The sequence below is a fragment of the Nocardia seriolae NBRC 15557 genome (assembly GCF_007990715.1).
Lineage (GTDB): Bacteria > Actinomycetota > Actinomycetes > Mycobacteriales > Mycobacteriaceae > Nocardia > Nocardia seriolae.
Genome location: NZ_BJWY01000029.1, coordinates 1 through 25871, shown reverse-complemented (window position 1 = coordinate 25871; position 25871 = coordinate 1). Strand labels below are relative to the sequence as shown.

Genomic DNA, 25871 nt, shown 5'->3' with positions numbered 1-25871 from the left:
CCCCCGCCTCACCGCGACTTCAGCGCACAGCTAAGAGCCGTCGGGGTCCCGCACGCGTGCCGGCGGTCAGTCGCGACACCAATTTTGGACGTACCCGGGGAGTTACCCCGACCGTTACGAAATCAGCTGTCACCTTGGGATACGCCAACTACACCCCCAACGCGGCGAGGATGTCCGGGCGCGCGGTGGCCAGCTGGTCCTGCCAGTAGCCCCACGAATGGGTGCCGCGCATCGGCAGGCTGTAGTGCGCGCCGATGCCGAGCTGGTTCATGCGGGCCATGAAGGAGATGGTGTTGACCATCGACAGCGCCTCCAGGGCAACGGAATTGACGGTGTTGAAGAGGCCGATCACGGAGTCCGGATTGTCGTGCGCGCCCAGCACGCCCCACGAGGCGGAGATGAACATCGGCAGATTGCGCAGCTGCGGGGCGAAGACGAACGGGTCCATGCGCAGCCACGCCGGGCTCCACGGCCAGGCCATGGAATCGACGTTGAAGCGGCCCGCGTCCAGCATGGCGATGCGGATGGCCTCGCGCATACCGGGCGCGGAGATGTTCAGGTAGCCCGAGAACGAGGACGCGTGCTTGAACTGGTCGCGGTGATAGGCGGCCAGGGCCAGCGCCGCCGAGCCGCCCATGGACAGGCCCGCCACCGCGTCATTGGTGCGGGAGACGCCGTAGCCCTCCAGGAAGGCGGGCAGCTCCTCGGTCAGGAAGGTCTCCCAGCGGTAGGTGAGCTTCTGACCGTTCGTGCTCGAGGGCGCGCGCCAGTCGGTGTAGAAGCTGGACTGGCCGCCGACCGGCATCACCAGGGTGATGTTGTCCTCGGCGAACTGCGCCAGCGCGTTGGTCTCGAAGGTCCAGGCATTGAAGTCGTCGCGGGCGCGCAGACCGTCGAGCAGGTACAGCGCGGCGTCGCCGCCGTGCTTGGCCCACTGCACCTGAACCTTGACCGGGCCCATGCTCGACGGCACCATCAGCTCCTCGAACCCGCCCTCGGGCGAGCGGTGCAGCGGGTGCGTGGGCAGGGCCAGCGCGGGCCCGGCCAGACCGGGCAGCGCCACCACGGCCGCAGCGGCCACCAAGGCGCGCCGCCAGAGCGAGCCGCGAGCATTCCTGGACTGTCGAACGCGCGGGGACTTTCGAACCGAACCGTTGCGCGGGCATGACGAAGCGCCCTGTACTGCCATAGAGATCGATCTCCTGAACCGCAGGGGGGAAGCACACCGACGTGACGGGAGTCACGGACAACGGTGCACTCTACCGTCGGCCCGCGGGCATTCGGCGGGTATCCCGTTCAGGTGGCGTGTATCTCGGCCTTGCCGTCGCGGAAGACGATGGTGCCGTGCTGGAAAGCCTGCTGCGCGCCGCCCTGAATGGGCGTTTCGTCGGATGTGGGAAAGCCGAGTGCGCCAGCGGGTCCCGCCGCGCCCTCGAACGCACCGCCGATCATGCCGCCCACCGGATGCGCGCCGGTGGCCCCCGACCACAGCACCCGACCGCCCCGGAAGGCCTGCGCCACACCGCCGGACAGCTGGTACTCCGGAGTCAGGCAGTCACCCAGCCACGACTTTCCCAGCGCCACAGGCAGAATCGCGCCCGCCGCCGCGCCGTCGGGCTTGGCCGCCTCCACACCCAGCGCCGACGCCGCCTGCGGCCAGGACTGCCGCATCTCGAAATCCCAGTACGGCCAGGAATGCGTGCCCGACGGCCGGTAGTTCACCTGCACCGGAATGCTGAGCTTGTTCAGCTTGGCCACGAACTGCCGAGAAGAGAAGCGGGACAGCACTTCCAGCGCCATACCGGTCCAGTTGGTGCTCACCCCCGGAATACCGGCGGGAATGTCGTAGACGCCCGCCAGGCCGCTGCCGCTGGACACATACAGGCTGAGGCCCTTCAGTTTTTCCGCGAGCGCGTAGGGATCGTGCGCCTCCCATTCGGCGTCGGTGGGCGGGCCGTACATGGCGTCGGCGTTGTAGCCGCCCGCGTCGCGCATGGCGTACGCGACCGCCTGCGGCATACCGAGGGTGGTCAGGGTGAGCATGCCGGAAAAGGAAGCGGCATAGCGTACGAAGCCCGGATTGCGGGCGGCGAGCGTCATGGCGGCGGTGCCGCCCATGGAGAGTCCGGCCAGGCCGCGCACATTGGTGGTGCGCCAATCACGATCGAGCAACGGCGGTAATTCCTTGGTGAGGAACGTTTCCCACTTGTAGGTCTTGCCGTGGTCGGGCTGCTTCCAGTCCGAATAGAAACCCGCCGCGCCGCCGACCGGCAGTACCACGGTGACGTTCTTGTCGGCGTAGAACGCCTCCGCCCCAGCGTCTTTCGTCCAACCGCTCTGATCGTCCGCGGCCCGCAGCCCGTCGAGCAGCAAGAGCATCGGGAATTTGGCCTCCGGCTTGGCATTCCAGTCCCGGGCCAGCAGCAGCTGGACTTGGATCTGGGTGCCCATGGCGGGTGAGTCCACCCACAGGGCCACCCGTCTGTCGGTGAGCCACACCGCGTTTCGAATAGCGGGTTTGGTCGGTTTGGCCGCTTCGCCCGTCGGTGGCGCGGCCCCCGGTTCCGCATACGCCGTCCCCACCGTCAGCAAGGCCGTCGTGGCTACCGCGAGCGCGACCGGCACTCTGCGGCCGCCTCTCCCCCTCTTACCAATTGCCACAGCTGTCACATACGTTTTCTACCCCGTTGCGGCGAATCTTGGGGAGGCATAAAAGAACCGGCCACTCTGTCGGATGGCCGGTTCATTCGTTTCAGCTATGGGCTGACCCCTGCGGGCTGGGCGACACACACCCCTTCGGGCTAGGCCGCACATACCCCTTCGGGCTAGGCGACACCCAGCGCGCTGAGCATGCCCGGGCGGGCCTTGATCAGCTCGTCGTGCCAGTAGCCCCACTTGTGGGTACCGGTCGCGGTGAAGTCGAACTGGGCCGGAATGCTGAGCTGGCCCAGACGCGCCTGGAAGGCACGGGTGTTCACCACGGCCAGCGCCTCCAGGGCGATGGCGTTACCGGTGTTGAACGCGTCGCCGAAGGAGCCGATGCCGTCGTGCGGACCGGGGATGCCGTTGCCCGAGGAGATGTACATCGGCAGGTTCTTCAGCTGCGGCGCGAACACGAACGGGTCCATGCGCAGCCAGGCCGGGCTCCACGGCGCGGCCATCGAGTCCACGTTGTAGCGGCCCGCGTCCAGCATGGCCAGGCGGATGGCCTCACGCATGCCCGGCGCGGACAGGTTCAGGTAGCCGGAGAACGAGGTCGCCTGCTTGAACATGTCGCGGTGGTAGGCGGCGGTCATGAGCGCGGCCGAGCCACCCATGGACAGGCCCGCGATGGCCACGTTGTTACGCGAAACGCCGTAGCCGGAAAGGAAATCGGGGAGTTCCTTGGTCAGGAAGGTCTCCCACTTGTAGGTGAACTTCTGACCGTTGGTGTTGGATGGGGCCGCCCAGTCCGCGTAGAAGCTGGACTGGCCGCCGACCGGCATGATGACGTTCACGTCGTCATTGGCGAAGATGCCGGGGGCGTCGCCTTCGTCGGCGTTGGCCCAGGCATTGCGGTCGTCGCGGGCGCGCATGCCGTCGAGCATGTAGACCGCGGAGCTACCGCCGTTGCGCGCCCACTGCACCTGGACCTTGATCGGGCCCATGCTGGAGGGGACCATCAGCTCTTCGAAGCTGCCCGGAACCCCGCGATGCATCGGGCCGAACACCGGCGCGGCATTCGCGATGGACGGGGCGGCCAGGGAGGCGGTCGGGACAGCCAGCGCCGCAGCGGTGACGGTGGCGGCGACGAGCCGTATGCGCCAACCACTCTGCGCCCGGCCACGCGGCGATACTCCCGGCACGGCGGACCTGCCGAAACGCATGGATACTGCTCCTTCTCTACCGCAGCACTGCGCTACTGCGGTGTCTTAAGTTGTCAATCGCGCGCACCCGCATGACAAAGCCAGCCACGGACATACGCGATCAGCACTCGCAGCGAATCCCGACAGTTCTCTGCGAGCGAAGCGCTACCACTTGGCGGTCACACTTGCGCTCGCTGGAGGGTATTCGACGCTCCGAGCGGTTGGCAAGGTCATGCTTAATGATTAGGGGATTCCCACCATCGCATACAACCGTAATGGCGCGGTGACCATATCGCGAATCGCACGTGATGTCGCGGCAACGTGGAAATCCCTTACGCCGCTTGCGTCTTGGCGGTATCGGTCGAGCGGCCCCGGCGGATTCGCTCAACCGATGTTGGCACTCAGATCCGGCAGCATCTTGTAGACCTGGTCGGCCCAGTACGGCCAGTTGTGCACGCCGTCGGGAGTGAAGTCGAAGACCGCATTGTTCGCGCCCAGCGAGTCCAGCCGAGCCTGGAACGAGCGGGTATTCGCAAGCGCTATGGCTTCCAGGCCCATCGCATTGCCGACGTTGTACGCGTCCAGTGGGCTACGCACCACGTCCCGCTGACCGGGCAGGCCGTTTCCGCTGGAGATCCACAGCCGGGTGCCGTGGTCGCGCAACAGCGGCGCGAAAACGAAAGGATCGTTGCGCAGCCACAATTCGCTCCACGGCGGACCCCACATGGCGTCGATGTTGTAGCCGCCCGCGTCCAGCAGCGCGGCGCGCAGGCCCTCGCGCATGCCGGGCGCGGAATTGTTCAAATACCCGGAATACGATCCGGCATAACGGAACTGGTCCGGGTGATAGGCGGCGAGCACCAGCGCGGCGCTCCCGCCCATGGACAAACCGAAGACCCCGTTGCCGGACGGATTGAAGCCCAGCCGGGCCGCCAGCGCATTGCGCAGGTCCCGGGTCAGGAAGGTCTCCCAGGCGTAGGGCACGGTCTGCCCATTGGTGTTGCTGGGGGCCACCCAGTCCGAATAGAAGCTGGACTGGCCACCGACCGGCATCACCACATTGATGTTCCACGCGGTCAGCGCGCGTTCGATCGCGGTATCGATCTCCCAGCCGGAAAGGTCGTTGCGGGCGCGCAATCCGTCCAGCGCGTAGACCACGCGGTGGGTATTGCCGTCCTGGGCGCGGAAGATGCGCGACTTGATCGGGCCCATGCTGGAATCGACCCAGAAGTCGTAGCCGCCCGGATCGAATGCGGCCCGCGCGGGCCCGGCCAACCCAGCCATACCAGACAGTGAAACGACAACTGCCACAGCGAGTCCCGCCAGGGACCGCCACAACCCACCGCGAAGCACCCGAACAGACCGCATCGACTCGCCTTTCACGAGCGTGGTCACCGTTGACCACAGCCGAAATGCAGAAACTGCTGACGCTGGATCTTCTATAGGCCCCAATTCGGAGCGAATCGCTATCGAAACACCTCACGCGACCAAACCGTGATTAATCCCAACTCTCGGGGCTCTCAGGGGCTTCGCCCCCGAACCCGCCAAAGACACCGGCCGCCACCCATTCGGGCGGCGGCCGGATCGTCGAATCGTCAGCCGATATTCGCCGACATGTCCGGGATCATGCGGTAGGCGTCATTGGCCCAGTTGGTCCAGGCGTGCAGCCCGTTGGCCGGGAAGTCGTAGACCACGTTCTGCGCGTTCAGGGTCAGCATGCGGACCTGGAAGGCGCGAGAGTTGGCCAGCGCCAAGGCTTCCAGGGGCGCGCCGCGGATCAGGCGGTCGGCGGCCATACCGATCGGGATGTCCAGATCCTCGGGCATGGGCGCGCCGCTGCCCGCCGAGACCCACACCCGGGTGTTGTTGGCGATCAGGGTGGGCGCGAAGACGAACGGGTCCATGCGCAGCCAGCTCGGACCCCACGGCGGGGCCATGCAGTCCACGTTGTAGCCCCCGGCGTCGAGCATGGCCAGGCGGATGGCCTCGCGCATGCCGGGCGCGGAGATGTTCAGGTAGCCGGAGTAGGAACCGGCGTAGCTGAAGAAGTCGGGGTGGTAGGCCGCCAGGGTGAGCGCGGCGCTGCCGCCCATGGACAGCCCGAACACGCCATTGCGATTCGGGTTGAAGCCCAGGCGATTCTGCAACTCCCAGCGCAGGTGGTTGGTGATGAAGTCCTCCCACGCGTACCGGTAGCTCTTGCCCGGACCCGCGCCCAGCGCCTCGGTCGCGCCCGAACCGGTGCCGTAGGCCGCGGAACCCGTGCCCGGTGTGATGCCGAAGAACGAACTGGGCGAATCCCAGTCGGCGTAGAAACTCGACGGCCCGCCGATCGGCATCACCACATTGATGTTCCAGTCGGCCAGCACCTGGGGCACATTGGTATTGATCTCCCAGCCGCTCAGATCCTCCTGCGCCCGCATGCCGTCCAGCACGTAGGCCACCCGCTGGGTGTTGCCGTCCCGGGCCCGCAGCACCCGGGTCTTGATCGGCCCCATGAACGGGGAATCGGCCCAGAAGTCGAAGATGGCGGGATCGAATGCCGCTGCCGCCGGTGGTGCTTCGATCACCGCCACCCCGAATGGCATCAGGAGGGCGGCAGCGGCGACGCCCAGAACCTTTCGCGTGAAGCCTCGCACCCGCATCGACCCAGCCCTTCTCGGTTTGAGCAGAACACTGATCACGCAGAACAGATCACATCGATCACGCAGAACTCATCTTCGCTACGGAACGATTATCGGATGACCAGCTGGGCGTGTCCGGTGCGCTCAGCGCGGCGAGTCGCGAAACGATCTTCCGCGGGGAACGAAAAAGGCCCCCGTCCAAGTGGGCGGGGGCCTTTTCGAGGGGTTGTGGGTTACCCGATGTTCGCGGACAGATCCGGGATCATCCGGTAGACCTCGGCGTTCCAGTTGTTCCAGTTGTGGACACCGGTGGCCGGGAAGTCGTAGGTGACGTTGTTGGCGCCCAGCGACATCATGCGGGCCTGGAAGGCGCGGGTGTTGACCAGCGCGAGAGCCTCCAGCGGCACGCCCTGGATCACCGGCATGATGCCCGTGACATCACCCGCGGCCGGAATGGCGCTCGCGGCCGAGATCCAGAGGCGGGTGTTGGCGTCGCGCAGGCGCGGAGCGAACACGAACGGGTCCATGTGCAGCCACTGCGGGCCCCACGGCGGCGCCATCGAGTCCACGTTGTAGCCGCCCGCGTCGATCATGGCCAGGCGGATGGCCTCGCGCATGCCCGGGGCGGAGACGTTCAGGTAGCCGGAGTACGAGCCGGCGAAGCTGAACTGATCCGGGTGGTAGGCGGCCAGGGTCAGCGCACCCGAACCGCCCATGGACAGGCCGAAGATGCCGTTGCGGGTCTTGCTGAAGCCCAGGCGCGCCTGCAGCGCGTTGGGCAGGTCCCGGGACAGGAAGGTCTCCCAGGTGTAGCGGTAGCTCTTGCCGGGGCCGCCGCCCAGGATCTGGAAGGCGCCCGACCCCGAGGACGACCCCGAGGCCGAACCGGAGGAGGACAGCGACGAGGAACCGGCCGAACCGGTGCCGCCGCCCTCACCGAGGATGCTGCTGGGCGCGTTCCAGTCGGCGTAGAAGCTGGACTGGCCGCCGATCGGCATGACCACGTTGATATTCGCGTTGGTCAGCGCGCGGGCGATGTCGGTGTTGATCTCCCAGCCGCTCAGATCCTGCCCGGCGCGCATGCCGTCGAGGGCATAGACGACGCGGGCGGTGTTGCCGTCGGCCGCGCGGAAGACCCGCGACTTGACCGGGCCCATCGACGCCGAGTCGACGTAGAAGTCGAATCCACTGGGGTCCAGGGCCGCGTTGGCGGTTCCGGCGCCCACCGCCGACACCCCGAACGGCAGCGCAATCGCCAGAGCCAATCCGACCACGGAATTCTTGAGCCAACCGCGGGATCTCTGACGTCTATCGCCTCGCATTTTTCTGTCCGGCCTTTCCTGTCGTTCGGTCTCACCGTGTGCTCGTGACCACGGCAGAGGTCTCGGCGACCCTATCGCGCGATCGGCAACGGGACGTTATCGGATCGTGACGAAAGTGACGAGCGCCACGGTTCGCCAGGAATGTGGCGTAGACCTGTGCCTGATTGCGACTCGAGGGTCGAATTCCGCCCCCGTGAACTCATATGCATTCGCTATCACTCCAAACTCGCGCGAACCGCGCTGCGCGCCTTCGGCATCTCCGGGCATCGGAGTCGAATACCCAAGGCGCGCAGTGTGGTTCAGCCGATGTTCGCGGACAGGTCCGGAATCATGCGGCCGGTCTCGGCCTCCCAGTTCTTCCAGTTGTGCACGCCGATGGCCGGATAGTCGGTGACCAGGTTGCCGCCGCCGAGCGCGGCCCAGCGGGCCTGGAAGGCCTTGGTGCCGACCAGCGACACCGCCTCGATACCCATGGCCTGGACGACCGTGGTGTTGATATCGGTGAGCGAGCTCGGCAGGCCGCTGCCCGCCGAGATGAACAGGTGGGTGCCGTTGGCCTTCAGCTTGGGCGCGAACTGGAAGGGGTCCAGGTGCTGCCACTTGAGATCCTTGGGCCCGGCCAGCGCGTCCACGTTGTAACCGCCCGCGTCCACCATGGCCACCCGGATGGCATCGCGCATGCCGGGCAACGACAGGTCCAGCGCGCCGGACATCGAACCGGCGTAGGAGAACTGGGCCGGGTGGAAGGCCGCCAGCATGAACGCCGAGCCGCCGGACATGGACAGGCCGAAGATGCCGTTGCGAGTCGAGCTGAAGCCCAGGCGATCCCGCAGCGCACCCGGCAGCTCCGAGCTCAGGTACGTCTCCCACTTGTAGGTGTAGGACTTGCCGGGGCCACCCGAAAGCGCCTGCGTGATACCGGATCCGGACTGCTGGGAGGCCGTGCCCGCGGGCAGGCCGAGGAAGGTGCTCGGCGAGTTCCAGTCGGCGTACCAGCTGGACTGGCCGCCGACCGGCATGACGACATTGATGTTCGCGGCGGTCAGCGCGTGGGCGACATCGGTATTGATCTCCCAGCCGTTGAGGTCGTCGCGGGCGCGCTCGCCGTCGAGCGCGTAGACCACGCGGTTCGTATTGCCGTCCGCCGCCCGGAAGACGCGGTTCTTGATCGGACCCATGCTGGAGTCGACATAGAAGTCCATGCCGTCCGGACCGAAGGCCGCCTGTGCCGTACCCGTTCCCAGGACCGACACCCCCAGCGGCACCGTGGTCGCCAATGCCAAGGCCAGCACCGACTTCCGCAACCAGCTCCGCGCCCCACCCTTAACCGTCACGCCCCGCATATTCGGCCTTCCGTCCGTGCGCCCCGGGCCTCCCTGGTCTACCCGCCCGGGTTCGTATTGCGACAACCGTTGCCGCGCAGCGGGTTTCCACAGTCGGCGACGGGAGTCTTCGCGGAGCTTATCGCGAAACCCACGCCGGGGTGTTACCAAATCGAGACAGCATCCCATATCCCGCACCCGGAATGTGACGTTTCGGTCAAAGGGGGACAACAACTCTCGTAGCTCGGGCCTCCGCCTCCCCGCGGCCGGGCTTCGCCCCCGAACCCCCATAAACACAGCACCCCGCGCCCGTTCAAGGGCGCGGGGTGCTGTCTTTTCGTCTACTTCGGCAGCGCGGGGGCGGGCGGCGGCGGCTGGGTCGGATCGACCAGTCCGCAGCGCTGGATCTCGTACTTGGGTACGCGGTCGATGCGGTACTTGGCGAAGTCCAGCGACTGCATCAGGTTGTGCCGCCAGCGGTCGAAGGTGAGCGGCGCTCGCGAGGAGGCCAGCAGGGCCTGGGTGTCCGGGCAGGACAGGGCGACTCGAGCCTGCGTCACCCACTTCTCGTCCAGGAACGACGGCATCCACGGGTGCTTGTCCACCATGCCGGTGTCCACCACGACCCAGTCCGGGTAGAGCGCCTTGTCGTGGCCGATGCGACCGTCGGTCAACCGATCGGTATGCGCGGCAAGCGGGTACGCCAGCCCCATCTGATCGATGACGCGCACGTCCAGCGGCACATTCATGCTGGTCATGCCGAGATTCAGGAAGAACACGACATGTTCGGGCTTCTCGTCGTTCCCCGGCTCGGGCTGCGGGGCCGGATCCAGGTACCAGTTCATGAACGACGGCGAGACGATCAACAGCGCACCGTCGGGCGAATTGTCGATGTCGCGCACCATGGCACGCATCCACGGGTAGTCCAGGTAGTCGCTGGCCAGGATCGGGTGGTCGTGACCGGTGCGCAGCACGTAGTAGATGCGCTCGTCCACAATGCCGTTGGCGCGGATCGTGGTACCGGTCTTGATCGCGGTGGTGTTCGCCGCGAACAGCGCCCAGCCCGCCGTGCCGACGAAGGCCGCAAGCACGAATACGAACGCCCAGTTCAGGCGGCGCGCACCGGCATCGGCGGCACTGCGCAACCGGAGCGGGATCACCGAAACCGGCAGCATGAGCAGGAACAGCTGCGGCAGCAGCATGCGCCCGTGCATGAAGTCACCGCCGACGCGCAGCTCGTAGATCACCAGCAGCACACCGCTGCCTACCATGAGGGTCACGATCGCGGCCGGGGTACGCAGCCAGAGGCTGAACCGGTGGATCCGGCCGCGCCAGTTGGTTTCCCGGGCCTCGCCGTCCGCCTCGCGGTGGGCGGCGGCACCACGGCCCTGCCGCACCAGCACGATCGACGCCGCGGCCAGCAGCAACGGCAGCCACAGCCAGTACGGGCCGACCAGATCCCACATATAGGTGAAGCCGTGCGACCACTTGGCCCCGCCCGCGTCCTTGGCCACCGCGGTATTCGGATAGGGCAGGCCGTAGTAGCCCATTCGCCAGATCTGGTATCCCATCGGCACCAGTCCGGCCACCACCACGACCACGGTGCGGAACATCCAGGGCCGCAACCGGGTCTCGGGCACCGGGGCGCAGAACAGCATGAGCAGCGCGAGCCCGCCCACGACCGCCATCTCGGGCCGGATCAGCGGTGCCAGGCCCGCCCAGAACACCAGCGCGAAAAAGCCTGCGACGCGCACCTTCTCGGCCTGCGACCAGCGGATCAGCGCCCACCACAGCACCGCCAGCCAGAAGATGACCAGGCAGTTTTCCAGTCCGGAGGTGGCGTAGTCGCGGGCCGGGGGCAGCGCGATGTAGACCAGCGCGCCCGCGGGCACCAGCAGCGCCGAGGACGTGCCGCCCCAAAGCCGGGCCGCGCCCAGCATGGCGATCACGATGGCCAGCACCGACATGGTGAGCGCGATGCCGAGCACCACGTACTCCAGCCGGGCCTGGGTCAGCCAGCTGAAGAACCAGACCACATAGGTCCAGGCCGCGCTGGTGTTGGTCTCGACCCGTTCGCCCGCATTGAAGACCGGACCGTTGCCCGCCATCAGGTTTCGCACCGTGCGCAGCACGATGAGACCGTCGTCGGCGATCCAACGACGCTGCCAGGCGCCGGCCGCGAACAGCGTCGCGGTCAGCACCATCCCACCGAGGAACGTGGCTCGGGATAGTCGCGAGAAACCGCGCGCGGAGTCCTCCGCACGCCGACGGGCGCGACCGAGCGGCAATTGTGCCGTCGGCGCGCCCGTCTCTCGCTCTTCTCCCTCTACCACGTCAGGTGAGATAGACAGCGACACCCAATGCTCCGATCAAGGCGATGGCGAGGAACTGGAGGACGCGGTCCCCCAGGGCGATCTCTTCCGGCTCACCCGCTTCGCCCCGATCGACGTCCACCGCGTACCGCATGATGGCGATGACGAACGGGATCATCGAGATGGCGAACCAGATGGTGTCCTTGGTCTTGTCCTGCTCGAACGCCCACAGACCGTAGAACACGACCACCGCGGTGGCCGACAGGGTCCAGACGAAACGCAGGTAGGTCGGCGTGTAGTACTCCAGCGACTTGCGGATCTTGGCGCCGGTGTCGAGCGCGAGCTTCAACTCGGCGTAGCGCTTTCCGGTCGCCATGAACAGCGAACCGAAGGCCATGATCAGCAGGAACCACTGCGACAGGCGGATATCGGAGGACACGCCACCGGCGATCGCGCGCAGCAGGAAGCCCGAGGACACGATGCAGATGTCCAGCACCGCCTGGTGCTTGAGACCGAAGCAGTACGCCAGCTGGATTCCGATGTAGACCGCCATCACCACGGCCAGATGCCAATTGGCGATGAACGACACCAGGATCGAGCCGATCAGCAGCACCGCCGAGAGCGCGTAGGCCAGGTTCACCGGCACCACGCCGGCCGCGATGGGCCGGAAGCGCTTGGTCGGGTGGGCCCGGTCGGCCTCCACGTCGAGGGCGTCGTTGACCAGGTAGATGCCCGAGGCGGCCATGCAGAACACCACGAACGCGATGGCCACGTGGCCGAGCACCGACAGGTCGGTGATCACCAGGTCGCCGCCGATGGTCTTCCCGGCCGCCAGCGGCGCGGCCAGCACCAGCACGTTCTTGATCCACTGGCGCGGGCGCATGGCCTTGATCAGGCCGCCGCCCAACGTCTTCGGCGGTCCCTTGATGACCGCCTCCGCTAGGTCTGTGCTGGTCGGCTCTTCGCTCATGTCAACGATGGCTCTTTCCTGGGCGGTCACTTCGCGAGTCTCTTTTCGGCTGCGAGCACGGCGGCTGCTGATGCTGCGCCCAGCGCCGCCCCTCCGAGAACGTCGGTGGGGTAGTGCACACCGAGCACGATGCGGGAGAGCAGCATCGGCGGGACGAGCACCGCAGGCAAGGGTAGCCCGGTGAGTCTGCCGAGCAACACAGCCGCCGCCGTGGTTGAGGTGGCGTGCGAGGACGGGAAGCTCAGCTTCGACGGCGTCGACACGTTGACCTGCACGGACGGATCGTGCGGGCGCTTGCGGCGGACGACGCGCTTGATCACGACCGAGGCGGCGTGCGCGCCGAACGCGCCCACGGCGACCCCGGCCCACTCGCGGCGGCGCGGCTTGTCGACCAGCGCGCCGACCGCGGCGATGCCGAGCCAGCCCAGCGAGTGCTCACCGAAGTGGGACATACCGCGGGCGGCCTTGATGACCGCCGGGTTCTGCCCGATGGCGCCCTGCACCAAATTGATGATCTTGACCTCGGCCGGGGACTCGGCCGGGGCCGGGGCCACCGGCTCGTCCGGGACCACGTGCAGGCCGCGGTCCGGGCCGGAAGCTGTGTGAGCAGCGGTCATTTGGGTTCATTCCTTGAAGTGTTGCTGCCTGATTCAGTATCGATACCGAAGACTGTTTCCCACGCGGCCTTGCTGGTGAGGTGTGCGTGCGCGCGACGATACTGCTCGCGCACCTCCGGGAAGCGCTCGGCCAGCTCCTTGCGCAGGCGCATCGCTTCCTTGAACAGCTCCATGGCCTTTCGCGGATCCCGCTTACGGTAGACGACGCCGCGCCCGTCGGCGGTGGTTACGGTGACGCCGTCCACCTGCGAGAGCAGGAACCAGCGCGCGTCCAGCGTCGGCACGTTCAGCTGCGGGGTCTCATGGTGGCTCTGGTTGGCCCTGCGGAAGTTGTGCAGCACGCCCTTGCCCAGGCGGGTCACCTTGGCGAGCGGGTTGCCGGGTTCGCCGACCGCGCCCACCTCGGCGTGCGAGGGCAGCGGCAGTTCGGTGGAGGACGGCAGCACCACCGCGTCCGGGTATTCCTTGCGCATGGCGTGCACCTTGCCCAGCGCGCTCGGCAGCAGCTCGAACAGCTTGTCCGGACCGGCGAGGTAGTCGCGGATCGCCTCGTTCTGGATGGCGACCGTCGAATACTCCAGGCACAGCAGGTGTTTCAGCGTGGCCTTGATGGTGTTGACGACCATCGGGCGGCCGTCGTTGGGCAGGTGCAGCGAGGCGACCACCAGGCGGTTGCGCAGGTGGAAGTAGGCCTGCCAGTCGATGGCGTCGTCCTTGTCGGACCAGGCCATGTGCCACACCGCCGCGCCCGGGAGGGTGACGGTCGGGTAGCCGTGTTCGCGTGCGCGCAAACCGTATTCGACGTCATCCCATTTCAGGAACAGCGGCAGCGGCTGGCCGATCTCCTCGGCGACCTGACGCGGGATGACGCAGGTCCACCAGCCGTTGAAGTCCACATCGATGCGGCGGTGCAGCAGCTTCGAGTTGTCGCGGTCGCGCAGCGGATGCTTGGAGAAGTCGTGGTCGTACTCGACCGTCGCGGGCGCGGTCCACATGAAGATGGAACGGTCCACGATCTCGCCCATGGTGTGCAGGTGCGATCGCTCCTGCAAGTTGAGCATCTGACCGCCGGTCAGGATGGGCGACTTGGCGAAACGCGAGAAGGCCAGCGCGCGCAGGATGCAGTCCGGCTCGATCTCGATGTCGTCGTCCATGTAGACGATGTACTCGGCGTCGGTGGTCTCGAGCGCCTCGTACATGACCCGGCTGTAGCCGCCGGAGCCGCCGAGATTCGGCTGATCGTGAATGGCCAGGCGGCCGCCCAGGCGGGTCGCGGCCTCGGTGAAGCCGGGCTCGTCCACCACCTTGCGGTTGCCCTGGTCGGGAATGATGACGGCCTTGATCTTCTCCAGCACCAGCGGGTCCGAGCCCAGGGCCGTCAGGGTTTTCACCGCGTCGGTGGGCCGGTTGAAGGTGGGCATGCCGACGGCGATGCTGCCCTCACCGGGGGCCTCGACCAGCGCGTACCAACCGCCGCTGCGCATTTCGACGTGGCTGTCGGTGGTGATGTCGAACCAGATCCAGCCGCCGTCCTCGAACGGGCCCAGATCCACCTCGAACTCGATGAAGTCCGCGGCCGCCGCGCCGTCGCCGGGCGTGCTGAATTCGCTGCCCTGCACGTGGATTCGGGAACCGTCGGCCTTGGAGCGGTAGACGTCCACGCGGCCGTGGCCGGACAGCTCCAGCCGCAGCACCACCGACTTCAGCACGCTCCAGCGCCGCCAGTAGCTGGCGGGCACGGCATTGAAGTAGGTGCAGAACGACACCTCGGACTCCGCGCCGATGGCCAGCGCGGTGCGCGTAATGGCATGCGCGCGCCGGGCATTGGTCTCGGATTCCTCGAGGTACAGCTTGCGCACGTCCAGCGGCTCACCCGGCCGGGGCAGGATGACGCGCTGGAGCAGGGATACGGCGCGGGTCTCGGTGCTCATCTCTTCCCGAGTCAGTTGGGCGGTCATTCGGCGTCGTCCACCAGCGCCGCGCCGGACTCCAGGTGCGGGCGCAGCACATTGTCGAACATGCTGAGCGCGGCGCCGATGGCCATGTGCATGTCCAGGTACTGGTAGGTGCCCAGGCGGCCGCCGAAAAGCACCTTGTTCGAGGCGGTTTCGGCCTTGGCGCGCTCGCGGTAGGCGAGGACCTTGGCGCGGTCCTCGGGGGTGTTGATGGGGTAGTACGGTTCGTCGCCGGTCTGGGCGAAGCGCGAGAACTCGCGCATGATGACCGTCTTGTCGGTCGGGTAGTCGCGCTCGGGGTGGAAGTGGCGCGGCTCGATGATGCGGGTGAAGGGGACGTCCGCGTCGTTGTAGTTCATCACCGGGATGCCCTGGAAGTCACCTGTCTCGAGCACCTCGGTCTCGAAATCGATGGTGCGCCAGCCGAGTTCGCCCTCGGCGTAGTCGAAGTAGTGATCCAGCGGGCCGGTGTAGACGACCGGGGCGTCCGGGTTCTGGGCGCGGATCTCGTCGCGCACCTCGAACCAGTCGGTGTCCAGGCGAACCTCGATGAGGTCGTTCTCGGCCATCTTCGACAGCCACGCGGTGTAGCCGTCCTTGGGCAGACCCTCGTAGGTGTCGTTGAAGTAGCGGCTGTCGAAGGTGTAGCGGACCGGCAGCCGGGTGATGATGTTCGCGGGCAGTTCCTTGGGATCGGTCTGCCACTGCTTGGCGGTGTAGTCGCGGATGAACGCCTCGTAGAGCGGGCGGCCGATCAGCGAGATGCCCTTCTCCTCGAGGTTGGTCACCTCGCCGCTGGCGATCTCCGCCGACTGCTCGGCAATGAGTGCCCGCGCCTCGTCCGGGCTGTAGTAGCGGCCGAAGAACTGCGAGATCATGCCCAAGCCCATGGGCAGCGGGTACGCCTGGCCCTTGTGCAGGCCGAATACGCGGTGCTGGTAGTTCGTGAACTCGGTGAACTCGTTGACGTAGTCCCACACCCGCTTGTTGGAGGTGTGGAACAGGTGCGCCCCGTACTTGTGGATCTCGATACCGGTTTCCGGATCCGGTTCAGAATAGGCGTTGCCGCCCAAGTGATAGCGACGTTCCACCACCAGCACCCGCTTGCCCAGCAGGTTGGCGGTGCGTTCCGCGATGGTCAGTCCGAAGAAACCGGAGCCGACAACGATGAGATCGAACGGGGATGCGACGGTCACGGGTGCCCAGCGTACCGGCATCGACCGAAAGCGCGCGTGGGCTCCATCGGGGTGGGTTGGCGGGGTTCGCCCGGAGGCGATGCCACGCCTTTGCCGGGGCCCGGATCATCTCCGCGGGGGTCGGCCGCTGAGTGATCCCCGTCATCCCGGTGAGTGGACGAGGTTGCCAGGTTTTTGCACAAAGTTCACGAAAGAGCGGACAGCTGCGTCATGAGAGCTGTATTACATAGACACCCGAACTGATCGGACGACCAGTTTTTGCCGTGTGTTTGCGCGGCCGTGCCCCTTCGCTCGACCCGGAAGAACATCTCCATGCGCTTCACTCGCTTCACCCCACTCGTGGGTGCGCTGTCCATCACCGCCGTGCTGGGCACGGCCGCCCTCGTTCCGGACGCGGCTCCGGCCCGCGCCGACGATGGCGACACCCTCGCCGCGTCCGAGATCGCCGACGCGGGCGAACTCTGCGGCAAGCCCGGCGCGGCCACCTTCGACGACGTCATCAGCGCGGCGGCCACCGCCATCCGCACCGTCGTGCCCGCCGGCCAGCAGGACGCATACGACCGGTCGGTCAACGACTTCCGGCAGAACATCGCCTCGATGCACGTGCACCGACGCGGGTTCCTGCCGCTGAGCCCGGACGAGGTGAACGACCGCACCCAGTTCCTCGACGACCCGATCGTCACCTACCTGGTCAACAGCCTCGACGCGGTGCGCACCGGCCAGGTGAACCAGACCGTCGCGGTCTCGCAGCTGAAGGTGCGCGATGTGGTCGAGGTCTTCATCCTCGCCGCCCGCATCGTGAAGATTCCGGCCCAGTTCGCCGCCAGCCTGGTGCCGACCGTCGGGTTCGTGCTCAAGCCGATCGTGGGCGCACTGTTCAACGGCGTGAAGTCGCTGGCACGCGCGGTGCAGTCGCAGCTGTCGGTGGGCTGCGACGCGCACAGCGTCTATCGGAAGCTGCAACTGGACCTGCCCGACGAGCACGTGGATCTGCCGCAGCCACTGATCGATCTGGCCAACCAGGTGATGAAGGCCGACGGCAGCTGCACCCCGATCGCCGAGCTGCGGACCGGTGATCTGGTCGAACGCACCCGCAACTTCCTCACCACGGCCGCCCTGCCGGTCGACCCCGATGCGATCAACGCCAATGCCGCGGCGCTGCAAGGCTTCCTGCAGAGCAACCGGGTCGCCGACGTCATGATGCTGCGCCGCACCGAGCAACTCGGCCCGATCGTGGACGCACTGGACTACGGCCCGCTCACCTTCCTGGCCAACCTGGGCTTCGACATCTACGAGGGCCGCGCCCTCAACACCGTGGCGCTGGCCGATGTGAAGGTGGAGAACCTCTTCTCCCTCATCACCTTCGCCCTCGACACCACCAGCCTGCTGCTCACCGTCGGCAACACCATCGCCGGCTTCACGGGCGTGGCCTCGACCATCACCACTCCGCTGGGCATCGCCGAGACCATCGCCTTCGCACCCGCCACCTGCGGCGCGCCGATCCTGCGCGGCGTCATGCAATCCATGTGCGCGGCCTGATCCGGCCTCCCGACAGCACACAGCCGCCCGGTCGGAAAACCGGGCGGCTGTGGCGTTTTCCGTCAGTAGTACGGGTAGTAGGGCTGTGCCGGGACGAGGGGCTGTTTGCCCTCGGCGATCCAGCGGCCGGTGGGCGGGACCGCGGCGAACACCAGGATGGCGATGGAGAAGATCAGGCCGATGATGCCCGAGCCGGGTTTCAGGACGAAGCTGATCAGTCCGAGGACCACCGCGATGGCCGACATGCCGATGAGGATGAAGCGTCCGGCGGTCTTGCGCAGGAACAGCATGATGGCCCCGACGCACCAGAGCACCCCGACCACCAGCACGAGCGCGCCGACCCCGAGCAGAATGCCGAACAGGCCCTCGTCGTCGCGCGTGGAGTATTGGCTGCCGCTGCGGTACGACGTGTCCTCGCTGTTCACCACGAAGGCGGCGATGAGCATGATGACCCCGCCGATGACCGATAGCGCGCCCGCGATCATGGCCAGCACGCCCGCGGTGATGGCGGTGCCGCCGCTCGCCCTGGTCTGCGGGACGCCGTAGGGCGAATAGCCCGGTGCACCGGGGTAGCCCGGCGCGGCGGGATACGCGGGATAGGGCTGCTGCGGATAGCCGCCCTGCGGTGGATAGCCGGTCTGCTGCGGATAGCCGGTCTGTGGCGGCATGCCCACCGGCTGGGCGGTCGGCTGCGGCGGGTACTCCACCGGCGCGAAGCCCATCTGCGGTTGATCCTCTGGACCGGTTTGTCCGGATTGTCCATATGGATGGCTCATCGGGTCTCCTCCCCTCACACTCTGGGATGACCCTACTCCGGGGCGTTGACATGCACGAACAGGTTGTTTCCGGGTCGGCCGCAGACGACCGCGGCCCCTTCCGGGGGATGCCGAAAGGGGCTGCGGTGGCGTGATTTCCGGCTAGAGCCGGGTGGCGGAGTAGACCCGGATCGCGTCGCGGACGTACTCGGACGTGCCGTCGCCGTGCTTGTCGTAGTTCGCCGCGAACCGCGGGTCACCGACGTACATGTCGGCGAGGCCGTTGAAGTACCGCGCGGTCACCGGCCCGTTCGTGGGCGTTGAGCCGAGCCAGTCGTAATGCCGCTGCACGATGGCCTGGACCTCGTCGCCGTCGACCGGGAGACCGGCAGCGTGGGCGCGGCCGTAGTCGGCGGCGATATCGAGGTGGGTCTGGAGATGCGCCTTCTTCTCGGCGTCGCTCTTGGAGTTCCACCAGTTGTTGCCGCTGTCCCAGGCGTCCTTGCCCCAGCGCTCGATGACCTCGTCCTTGTACCGGGCGTGGTCGAATCCGTCGAATACTTCGTCTGCCATGAGTTGCTCACCTGCTTCCGTCTTGCGCAATGTTGTTTGCACCGAGACGATTTGCCGCGCGATCCGGTCCTGCTCGGTTCGGAGCAATTCCAGATGGGTGCGCAGGGCCGCGGCGGTGTCCTTTTGCCCGTCGAGCACTTCGGCGATGGCCGGCAGGCCCAGACCGAGTTCCCGGAGCAAAAGGATGCGCTGCAACCGCACGAGAGATTCCTGGTCGTAATAGCGATAGCCATTGGATCCGATCCGCGACGGCGGCAGTATCCCGAGGTCACCGTAATGCCGCAGGGTGCGGCTGGTGGTGCGGGCCACTTTCGCCAATTCCTGGATGGACCATTCGGCGCTCACGTTCCGGCCTTTCGTATCCTCTCGTTCGCCTCGACGAATTCAGGATGCAAGTTGACGCAACGTCAAGGTCAAGCCTCAACCTACGCGCGCCCACGACACGGGTCTACGCGCCGGCGGTGCACTCCGAGTAGCGGATGTGGACCGACTGCTTCGGCGGCGCGGAGCTGCCGAACATGGCCGGCGGGGACGGCATCCAGTTGGTGAGCCGGTCCATGGCGTCCTTCTCGGCCGCCGCCCGGTTGGCGCCCGAACCGCCGTAGTAGTAGCTGTGATCGGCGCTTTCGGCGATGGCGCCGCAGCCGTCGCGGAACTGCACCATGACCTTGCAGCCGCGGTGCGCGCACTGGCCCAGGGCGTCGGCATCGGAGCCGGCCCAGTTCGGGTAGTTCCAGGCCGCGCCGTAGAAGGTGCCACCATCGGTGCTCAGCGCGAGCGAGCCGTAGAGCGAACCGTCCGGACCGCGCTCGGCGCTGGCGGTACCGGCCCCCACCGTCGAAACCAGCACGGCCGCGGCGGAAACAAACATGGTCAGGGCCATCTTGCCCGAAAAAGCCATTCGAAATTCTCCCCAATTGGAAGCGGCCCGCGAGAATGGCCGATCCGGTTGCACTCGGTGGTGCGATCACCACTGCCCGGAGTTCTATCACGGGGCACCGACACGGCCAAGTCCGTTTCGGCCGCTCGGAAGCGGCTGCCGGGCAAAGCCTTCCGGATCGGCCGCCGTATCGGTCATCCGTGTAGGGGCTTGCATGTCGGTTGCCGGCGTGACATGCTCCGCGTGCGCGCTGCCGGACTCCCGATTACCGCGCGCGCACGAATTCGATTCTCGGGGGATGAGGAAAATCCAATGTTCTCTGCGGGCCGCGCCCGAGTTCTGCGCGTGGCGGCCATCGCCGCCGCCGCTGTCAGCTCCTCGCTCCTGTTCGCCGGCCCCGCGGACGCCGCCCCGGTGGTGACTCTGGGCGGCGGTTCCGGTGTCTACGTGGAGGACCTCACCTCCAAGGACACGGTCAGCGACTGCACCCTGACCGCCGTCGGCTACGACAACAAGAACCAGCTGGTCGGCCTCACCGCCGGCCACTGCGGCGAGGTCGGCGCGCGCGTCGCGGCCGAGTACACCCGCAGCGGCGGCATCGGTGTCATCGCGCAGAAGAGCGAGGACATGGATTGGGCCATCATCGTTTTCAACCCGGAGCGGGTCACCCCGACCCGCAAGGTCGCGCAGTCGGTGATCAACTCGGTCGGCTCCCCGGTGCAGATCGGTGAGAACGTCTGCAAGAACGGCCGCACCACCGGGTTCACCTGTGGACCGGTGTGGGAGACCAAGGCCCTGACCTTCCGTAGCCAGGTGTGTGCCAACCACGGCGACTCCGGCGCGCCGGTGCTGCGCGGCGACCAGCTGGTCGGAATGGTCGTTGCCGGAACCGATTTCAAGCTCGGACCGATCAATGTCGAACTGCCGCTGTGCGAGGGCGGCGGCAACCTGATCCACGAGCCGGAGCTGGCCACCAATATCGGCGCGGTGCTGTCGGACATCGACAGCCGCGGCGGGGCGGGCGCGGGCTTCCACATCGCCTGAGTCCCCCGAGACTGCGAAACGGGGCGTGACCGGATTCGGTCACGCCCCATTCTTCATATCAGCGTCGCCCAAAAATTGATATCCTTGGATTGAATTTCCCGATATCAGCGAGGTGGGCCATGTCTCGAACCCTGATCGACATCGACGATGATGCGCTATCGCTAGCGGCGGAAGAGCTGGGCACCAAGACCAAGGTGGCCACCGTCAACGCGGCGCTCCGCGAAGTAGCGAACCGACGCGCGGTCGCGAAGGTGCTGCAGCAGCTTCGCGACAGTGACACCGACCTGTCGCCCGAGGCGATGGGAGGTGCTTGGCACTGAGAACCCTGTTCATGCTGACCGACAAGTCAGCATTCGAGCGGGTGCTCCGCGACGAGCGGACAGCAGCTCACTTCGCGGAAATCATCGGCACACCAGGCACATTGGTCGCCGCCTGCCATCTGACAGCACTGGAGATCGGATACTCCGCGCGATCACATCAGGACTATCTGGCCAAGCTCGCCGGGCAGAAATCACTGGTCTGGCTTCCTGTCACCGAGGAAGCCATGGATCGCGCCTTGGAAGTGCAGGGCATGCTGGCGCAACACGGCTGCCACCGGCTACCCATCCCGGATCTGATCATCGCAGCCACCGCCGAGATCCAGGGCGCCACCGTGCTTCACGTCGACGGCGACTACGAGACCATCGCCGGAATCACCGGGCAGCCGCAGCGGAGGCTGCGGATTTCCTGATCAGCTGAGTCGCGGATTCCATTGCGCGGGGCGCGGTTCCGCTCTGGCCGAGCAGGGTGCCGCCGAGCACGATGACCATGCCCAGGAGCTGCAGCGGCGAGCCCGGTGAGGGCGAGCGTCCCGGCGAGTCCGGCGGCTCCGGCGCGTGAGGCGGTCATCGATAGCTCCTCATTGATAATCTCAACGTTGAGATAACACCATCCAAGTACCTCAGCGTCAAGTATCTCAATGTTGAGATTTATTCCACCGCAGCCAGGAGCCCGTCTTGCCCGACGCAGTCGACCAGATCACCGCCGCCTGGCGGCAGGAACGCCCCGACGTAGACACCTCCCCCATGGAGATCTTCGGCCGCCTCTCCCGCCTCGGCCGGATCGTCGACCGCGAGCTGACCGACTTCTTCCGCACCCAGGGCCTGGAACGCTGGGAGTTCGACGTGCTGGCCACCCTGCGCCGCTCCGGCAACGAATCCGGCCTCAGCGCAGGCGCACTCAACAAGGCCGCCATGATCACCTCCGGCGCCATCACCAACCGCATCGACCGCCTGACCGCCAAGGGCTGGGCCGAACGCGTCCCCGACGCGCACGATCGCCGCGCCATCCGCGTCCACCTCACCGACACCGGCCGCGACCTGATCGACCGAATCCTCCCGCTGCACATGGCAAACGAACAACGCCTCCTCGCTGCCCTCTCCCCCACCGACCGCGAAACCCTCATCCCCCTGCTGCGCAAGTTCTCCGAATCCCTCGGCGACCTCTCCCTGGACTGAAACACGAAAAGGCGGCGCTCCCTTTTCGAGCGCCGCCTTCGTGTGCCGAAATTACCTGCCGCCGATCACGTTTCAACTAAACAGACCGCACAGCCTTTTTTAGGCAAGCAATCGGCAGCCGGGAGCAGATCCTGGACCTCGTGACCGAGCGCCGCGGCGACGAGAATCAACTCGTCCACCCGGAACGAGCCGGGTCGGGCCATCCGGCGCGCGAGCACCGCATCCGTCATCCCGAGTCGTTCCCCCAGGTCCACGTAGCTCACCCCCGCCTCCTTCACAGCCCGGCCCACCCGGTTCCCGACACATCTGTCCATCCAGTCCACAAGACCGCCTTCCACCCCTAGCCCGTCGCCACCCCCGGCCCCGTCATCGCGGTCAGCGGCAGCATTTGAGCTATCGTTCGAACATGTGTTCTATTATCCGGAGTAACGAGATGAGAGTTCAACGAACTCCGTCCGCACAATCCGTGGGACACCCCGCCGTACATAGCGCAATACAAATCCCCGCGGGAAAGGCGAACCCTCTTGGCTGACAACCTATTCGGTGACTACATCCGCCAACGCCGCGAAGACGCCTGGCTGACGCGCACCGAACTCGCCAAGAAGGCCAACCTGTCCGTCTCCCTCATCGAAAAGATCGAACTGGGCACCCGCCCACCCACCCTCCACTCACTTCAAATCCTGTTCGACCACTTGGATGTGGCCCCGATGTTCCGCCGCCACATCCTCGACCTGAGCCTGCCCGGCCTGTTCGGACCACCACCGACCGCGCCCTCCGCACCCGATGCCGACGACCTGGCGGACCTGGCCGTCCTCGACCACCCGGCCAGCTTCTACACGCTGCCCGCGCTCACGATCGCCGCCGCGAACGCGGCCCATCGCCGGACCTTCCCCGGCCTCGTCCCCGGCACGAGCTTCCTGGAATGGATATTCCTCGAGCCCATCGCCCGCGAGGTGATCGTGGAATGGCGCAAGGAGGCACGCCGGTGCATCCACACCGTCCGCCAACTCTCCCCCGGCCTCGCCAAGGACCAAGGTCTGGGCACGACGATCCGCGCGTGCAGCGAGGCGACCGAGTGGGAAGAACTGTGGAACAGCAAGCCCCGCAGTGACTTCGACAGCGACCTACTGGTCCGCGATCCGATCGACCGCCAGGTCAGGTCGCTGCGGGTCCGGCTCTACTCGCCCGAATACCCGCAGCGCGCCTGGTGGTTGCGCCGGCTGGTGCCCGGGGTCGGCGATCAGTGACCGGCCGTGTGCGATGACCACAGCGGCTGGGCGCCTGCCGTATAGACGACGACATTGCCGTCGTCCTGAACCACCAGGGTCGAACCGCTGGGATTCGTACCGGTTGCCCACGACGATGCCCCGGCGGAGTTGTAGATGACAAAGTTGCCGTCGTTCTGCATGATCGCGATGACGCCGCCGTTGGTCGCGGAAGCCCATATCGGAGTACCGGTCTGGGTGAGCACGAGGTTGCCGTCACCTTGCAGGGTGAGCGTGAAACGCCCATCGCACGAGGACAACGAGTGGCCGGGGCAGAGACCATCTCCGCGCCGCATCACCCCGCAACCGGTGGGCGGCGTGGCGACCACGCGCAGGATCGCCTGCTCGGAAATCCCCAGCAGGTTATGCAGTTGCGCGGTCTGGAATTCCGGCTGGAGCGTGCTCGATGTCGCCGACTGAACTTGGAACCCGGCCGGTGCCGACGGAGCGCCTTCGAACGCGCAGGCGGAGGCGGAGGCGCCGACATGTCGCGTGTGGTCGAGGTTGGCTGCCACGGTCCAATTCGTGACGCCGTTGACGGCGTAGCCGTAGCCGATGTTCTGGCCCTGCAACGCATTTCCGGTCACGGTGGCGCCGTGATTGGTGGCGGAATTATGACACCCAAGTTGCCCCCAGGGCTCCTGGGCGCCCAGCGAGTATAGCCGAGCTTCCCCTTCGGAATCTCCTTTATTATGGACTTCGAAACGTTGTTCTCCTGTGAATAGCTGAGAAACTGCTGGCCGCATCTGTCGAACTTGACAGGATCGACGACCAAGGCGATATCTACATCACCTGCGGCGGGAGGATCCGTCCGTTACATCTAATCGTAGTAACCCGAGGCCGCAATCAGAACCGATTCGAAGTACGGCGACAGGCCATTAACGTCGGCATCATCCGAGCCTTCCCGATTGAATCCAAGCGTCAGATCAGGGAAGGTGGGATAATAGGGGTCATCGTCATCGATACGATAGCCTCGAAATTGCAGTTCAGCTAGAATCGAATCCGCAGTCTCTCTGAACATATCGATTCCTTCGAATTTCACTACCGTATCCCCGTAGATATTTTCAGGTCTCCAAATCTCGATAGCACTGAGGAGACCATCCGGGTTGAAGTGCGCAAAGATGTCCAGATCCAAGACATCGTTACGCACTCGAACACGATTGGTAGGCCCGGGCAATAACTCGGGACTTCCCCAAATCTCCATCGAATGCATCACCTGGTCGACAGACATTCCAAGCACCAACGGAGCCACTCCGATAGGCGGTGCCAGATAAAGCTCCATCGGCCAACCTCTTCGCCTCAACGCCGCGCCGCCGCTGCAGACACTCGAATAGTCTTGCCATGTAGTGCAATCTGGCCGCCCGGGATAAGTACGGCCTATAGTTCTTGTAGATATGATTTACCTTGCCAGTGCGGATACTCGAGCAGGTAGAAAGAGCGCTCTCAATCGAGCTGTCCGACGTTTTCCCGGATGTCGAGAGATGGTATAGCAATCAACGCCCTCAGGAGGGCCGCTGGGCCCAGCGGATAACTCACCTCAGCTCAATGTCGGATTTTAGTACTCTACGTAATCCTGCCATTCAATGCACTTTGGCAGTTTCCCTGATATTGAATAGAATTCGGCCACAGCAGCACGAACGCCACTGATATCTATTTTTGAGTTTTCGGGATGTCGGCGACACTCACCAAAATCGAAGTACTCTTCGATGCCTTCGGCGTCATCCAAACCTTTACTGAAGAATTGCCCTTCCTCGCCCTGAAATAGAAGACTTCCGGTGGATGCTCCGGGCGATATGCCAACGAATAGTATGGAAGTCTCGTCCTGGTCGTCGGTTAGTATAATCCACATCAAGGTGCAGCTAGGTCTCTCGCCAGTCGAAAATTGATCGACGATTCCGACGAGTTCTTCAGCCGAGTTTGGCCAAATCGGATTCTTTCGATGCTCCGGCAGATAGGCAACCTCGACTGTCAATGTCATCCATGTTCCTTCCAATTAGCTCACCACTTCACGCCAATATACACCTTGAACCCGCCGGGCCAGTGGACCTCGAGACGGCTGCCGGGTTCCAGTACGTACTGCAGCGTCTCATCACAGCCTCGGCACGGACCTTCCGTTTTGTTTATTACAAGTTTCGCATCTTTGACACCTAGTGTCG

At 65.8% G+C, this 25871-nt stretch carries 25 protein-coding genes and 1 pseudogene; 6 read left to right on the top strand and 20 right to left on the bottom strand.

Annotated features, from left to right (window positions below):
* Nucleotides 1-148: 148 nt before the first annotated feature.
* The 12 genes from NS2_RS11950 to glf form a co-directional block, all read right to left on the bottom strand.
* The gene (locus NS2_RS11950) at nucleotides 149-1189 is read right to left on the bottom strand and encodes an alpha/beta hydrolase (protein WP_081985867.1); all 1041 of its coding nucleotides are present in this window, start codon (nucleotides 1187-1189) and stop codon (nucleotides 149-151) included.
* Between the two features lie 107 nt (nucleotides 1190-1296).
* Complete coding sequence (locus tag NS2_RS11945; RefSeq protein ID WP_425575438.1) at nucleotides 1297-2625, bottom strand: alpha/beta hydrolase-fold protein; 1329 nt, start codon at nucleotides 2623-2625, stop codon at nucleotides 1297-1299.
* A gap of 200 nt (nucleotides 2626-2825) precedes the next feature.
* Entirely contained in the window at nucleotides 2826-3866 is a 1041-nt protein-coding gene (locus tag NS2_RS11940) for an alpha/beta hydrolase (RefSeq protein WP_033087602.1), read from the bottom strand.
* Nucleotides 3867-4229: 363 nt separating this feature from the next.
* Nucleotides 4230-5213: an alpha/beta hydrolase gene (locus NS2_RS11935; RefSeq protein WP_071812443.1), complete on the bottom strand. Its 984-nt coding sequence runs from the start codon at nucleotides 5211-5213 to the stop codon at nucleotides 4230-4232.
* 227 nt (nucleotides 5214-5440) lie between these two features.
* A complete protein-coding gene (locus NS2_RS11930) occupies nucleotides 5441-6490 on the bottom strand; it encodes an alpha/beta hydrolase (protein ID WP_052086320.1) in 1050 nt (349 codons plus the stop codon).
* A 212-nt stretch (nucleotides 6491-6702) separates the two neighbouring features.
* Nucleotides 6703-7791, bottom strand: coding sequence for an alpha/beta hydrolase (locus NS2_RS11925; protein WP_045437339.1), 1089 nt, complete (start codon nucleotides 7789-7791; stop codon nucleotides 6703-6705).
* Nucleotides 7792-8090: 299 nt separating this feature from the next.
* Nucleotides 8091-9134: an alpha/beta hydrolase gene (locus NS2_RS11920; RefSeq protein WP_033087599.1), complete on the bottom strand. Its 1044-nt coding sequence runs from the start codon at nucleotides 9132-9134 to the stop codon at nucleotides 8091-8093.
* Nucleotides 9135-9454: 320 nt separating this feature from the next.
* Nucleotides 9455-11401, bottom strand: a complete 1947-nt coding sequence (locus tag NS2_RS11915) for an arabinofuranosyltransferase AftB family protein (RefSeq protein WP_033087598.1) — start codon at nucleotides 11399-11401, stop codon at nucleotides 9455-9457.
* A gap of 46 nt (nucleotides 11402-11447) precedes the next feature.
* Nucleotides 11448-12395 (bottom strand): decaprenyl-phosphate phosphoribosyltransferase, encoded by a 948-nt coding sequence (locus NS2_RS11910; RefSeq protein WP_033087597.1) that lies wholly within the window; start codon nucleotides 12393-12395, stop codon nucleotides 11448-11450.
* Between the two features lie 26 nt (nucleotides 12396-12421).
* Nucleotides 12422-13012, bottom strand: a complete 591-nt coding sequence (locus NS2_RS11905; protein ID WP_081985866.1) for a phosphatase PAP2 family protein — start codon at nucleotides 13010-13012, stop codon at nucleotides 12422-12424.
* A complete protein-coding gene (locus NS2_RS11900) occupies nucleotides 13009-14970 on the bottom strand; it encodes a glycosyltransferase (protein WP_033087596.1) in 1962 nt (653 codons plus the stop codon). The genes NS2_RS11905 and NS2_RS11900 overlap by 4 nt, the downstream gene beginning before the upstream one ends.
* Nucleotides 14967-16163 carry a UDP-galactopyranose mutase gene (gene glf, locus NS2_RS11895; RefSeq protein WP_033087595.1) on the bottom strand — a complete coding sequence of 399 codons (1197 nt, stop codon included), beginning with the start codon at nucleotides 16161-16163 and terminating at the stop codon, nucleotides 14967-14969. Before glf ends, NS2_RS11900 begins: the two co-directional genes overlap by 4 nt.
* Nucleotides 16164-16475: 312 nt before the next feature.
* Here glf and NS2_RS11890 point away from each other — a divergent pair, with 312 nt between their 5' ends.
* Entirely contained in the window at nucleotides 16476-17702 is a 1227-nt protein-coding gene (locus NS2_RS11890) for a hypothetical protein (protein WP_033087617.1), read from the top strand.
* 62 nt (nucleotides 17703-17764) lie between these two features.
* Here the strand turns inward: NS2_RS11890 and NS2_RS11885 are convergent, their stop codons facing one another.
* From NS2_RS11885 to NS2_RS11875, 3 genes are all read right to left on the bottom strand, one after another.
* On the bottom strand, nucleotides 17765-18424 hold the full coding sequence (locus NS2_RS11885) for a hypothetical protein (RefSeq protein ID WP_052086319.1): 660 nt from the start codon (nucleotides 18422-18424) through the stop codon (nucleotides 17765-17767).
* A gap of 195 nt (nucleotides 18425-18619) precedes the next feature.
* Complete coding sequence (locus tag NS2_RS11880) at nucleotides 18620-19375, bottom strand: MerR family transcriptional regulator (RefSeq protein ID WP_033087594.1); 756 nt, start codon at nucleotides 19373-19375, stop codon at nucleotides 18620-18622.
* Between the two features lie 103 nt (nucleotides 19376-19478).
* On the bottom strand, nucleotides 19479-19931 hold the full coding sequence (locus NS2_RS11875; protein ID WP_052086318.1) for a DUF4189 domain-containing protein: 453 nt from the start codon (nucleotides 19929-19931) through the stop codon (nucleotides 19479-19481).
* A gap of 291 nt (nucleotides 19932-20222) precedes the next feature.
* Here NS2_RS11875 and NS2_RS11870 point away from each other — a divergent pair, with 291 nt between their 5' ends.
* From NS2_RS11870 to NS2_RS11855, 4 genes and pseudogenes are all read left to right on the top strand, one after another.
* On the top strand, nucleotides 20223-20954 hold the full coding sequence (locus tag NS2_RS11870; protein WP_033087593.1) for a S1 family peptidase: 732 nt from the start codon (nucleotides 20223-20225) through the stop codon (nucleotides 20952-20954).
* A gap of 119 nt (nucleotides 20955-21073) precedes the next feature.
* Nucleotides 21074-21176, top strand: a pseudogene (locus tag NS2_RS38415) (type II toxin-antitoxin system VapB family antitoxin); the annotation flags it as partial.
* Between the two features lie 109 nt (nucleotides 21177-21285).
* Nucleotides 21286-21684, top strand: coding sequence for a PIN domain nuclease (locus NS2_RS11860; RefSeq protein ID WP_033087614.1), 399 nt, complete (start codon nucleotides 21286-21288; stop codon nucleotides 21682-21684).
* Nucleotides 21685-21949: 265 nt separating this feature from the next.
* Nucleotides 21950-22450, top strand: coding sequence for a MarR family winged helix-turn-helix transcriptional regulator (locus NS2_RS11855; protein WP_033087591.1), 501 nt, complete (start codon nucleotides 21950-21952; stop codon nucleotides 22448-22450).
* A 65-nt stretch (nucleotides 22451-22515) separates the two neighbouring features.
* Here the strand turns inward: NS2_RS11855 and NS2_RS11850 are convergent, their stop codons facing one another.
* Nucleotides 22516-22713, bottom strand: coding sequence for a helix-turn-helix domain-containing protein (locus NS2_RS11850; RefSeq protein ID WP_143161502.1), 198 nt, complete (start codon nucleotides 22711-22713; stop codon nucleotides 22516-22518).
* A 261-nt stretch (nucleotides 22714-22974) separates the two neighbouring features.
* Here NS2_RS11850 and NS2_RS11845 point away from each other — a divergent pair, with 261 nt between their 5' ends.
* Nucleotides 22975-23697 (top strand): helix-turn-helix domain-containing protein, encoded by a 723-nt coding sequence (locus tag NS2_RS11845; RefSeq protein ID WP_033087589.1) that lies wholly within the window; start codon nucleotides 22975-22977, stop codon nucleotides 23695-23697.
* Here the strand turns inward: NS2_RS11845 and NS2_RS11840 are convergent.
* From NS2_RS11840 to NS2_RS38410, 4 genes are all read right to left on the bottom strand, one after another.
* Nucleotides 23691-24302 carry a hypothetical protein gene (locus tag NS2_RS11840; RefSeq protein ID WP_063864976.1) on the bottom strand — a complete coding sequence of 204 codons (612 nt, stop codon included), beginning with the start codon at nucleotides 24300-24302 and terminating at the stop codon, nucleotides 23691-23693. The two genes, NS2_RS11845 and NS2_RS11840, sit on opposite strands and share 7 nt — an antisense overlap.
* Nucleotides 24303-24535: 233 nt before the next feature.
* On the bottom strand, nucleotides 24536-24997 hold the full coding sequence (locus tag NS2_RS11835) for a hypothetical protein (RefSeq protein ID WP_147207162.1): 462 nt from the start codon (nucleotides 24995-24997) through the stop codon (nucleotides 24536-24538).
* Between the two features lie 273 nt (nucleotides 24998-25270).
* Entirely contained in the window at nucleotides 25271-25693 is a 423-nt protein-coding gene (locus NS2_RS11830) for an Imm1 family immunity protein (RefSeq protein WP_071812251.1), read from the bottom strand.
* A gap of 20 nt (nucleotides 25694-25713) precedes the next feature.
* Nucleotides 25714-25871, bottom strand: a 158-nt coding sequence (locus NS2_RS38410) for a DddA-like double-stranded DNA deaminase toxin (RefSeq protein WP_222594868.1), incomplete at its 5' end; no start/stop codon positions are given.

Bases quoted from the DNA above. Each gene is read 5' to 3' on its own strand.
- NS2_RS11900 (WP_033087596.1), bottom strand. From the start codon at position 14,970: ATGACCGCCCAACTGACTCGGGAAGAGATGAGCACCGAGACCCGCGCC.
- NS2_RS11830 (WP_071812251.1), bottom strand. From the start codon at position 25,693: ATGACATTGACAGTCGAGGTTGCCTATCTGCCGGAGCATCGAAAGAAT.
- NS2_RS11890 (WP_033087617.1), top strand. From the start codon at position 16,476: ATGCGCTTCACTCGCTTCACCCCACTCGTGGGTGCGCTGTCCATCACC.
- NS2_RS11940 (WP_033087602.1), bottom strand. From the start codon at position 3,866: ATGCGTTTCGGCAGGTCCGCCGTGCCGGGAGTATCGCCGCGTGGCCGG.
- NS2_RS11835 (WP_147207162.1), bottom strand. From the start codon at position 24,997: ATGGAGCTTTATCTGGCACCGCCTATCGGAGTGGCTCCGTTGGTGCTT.
- NS2_RS11920 (WP_033087599.1), bottom strand. From the start codon at position 9,134: ATGCGGGGCGTGACGGTTAAGGGTGGGGCGCGGAGCTGGTTGCGGAAG.
- NS2_RS11925 (WP_045437339.1), bottom strand. From the start codon at position 7,791: ATGCGAGGCGATAGACGTCAGAGATCCCGCGGTTGGCTCAAGAATTCC.
- NS2_RS11935 (WP_071812443.1), bottom strand. From the start codon at position 5,213: ATGCGGTCTGTTCGGGTGCTTCGCGGTGGGTTGTGGCGGTCCCTGGCG.
- NS2_RS11905 (WP_081985866.1), bottom strand. From the start codon at position 13,012: ATGACCGCTGCTCACACAGCTTCCGGCCCGGACCGCGGCCTGCACGTG.
- NS2_RS11950 (WP_081985867.1), bottom strand. From the start codon at position 1,189: ATGGCAGTACAGGGCGCTTCGTCATGCCCGCGCAACGGTTCGGTTCGA.
- NS2_RS11910 (WP_033087597.1), bottom strand. From the start codon at position 12,395: ATGAGCGAAGAGCCGACCAGCACAGACCTAGCGGAGGCGGTCATCAAG.
- NS2_RS11870 (WP_033087593.1), top strand. From the start codon at position 20,223: ATGTTCTCTGCGGGCCGCGCCCGAGTTCTGCGCGTGGCGGCCATCGCC.
- NS2_RS11885 (WP_052086319.1), bottom strand. From the start codon at position 18,424: ATGGGCTTCGCGCCGGTGGAGTACCCGCCGCAGCCGACCGCCCAGCCG.
- NS2_RS11875 (WP_052086318.1), bottom strand. From the start codon at position 19,931: ATGGCTTTTTCGGGCAAGATGGCCCTGACCATGTTTGTTTCCGCCGCG.
- NS2_RS11860 (WP_033087614.1), top strand. From the start codon at position 21,286: ATGCTGACCGACAAGTCAGCATTCGAGCGGGTGCTCCGCGACGAGCGG.
- NS2_RS11930 (WP_052086320.1), bottom strand. From the start codon at position 6,490: ATGCGGGTGCGAGGCTTCACGCGAAAGGTTCTGGGCGTCGCCGCTGCC.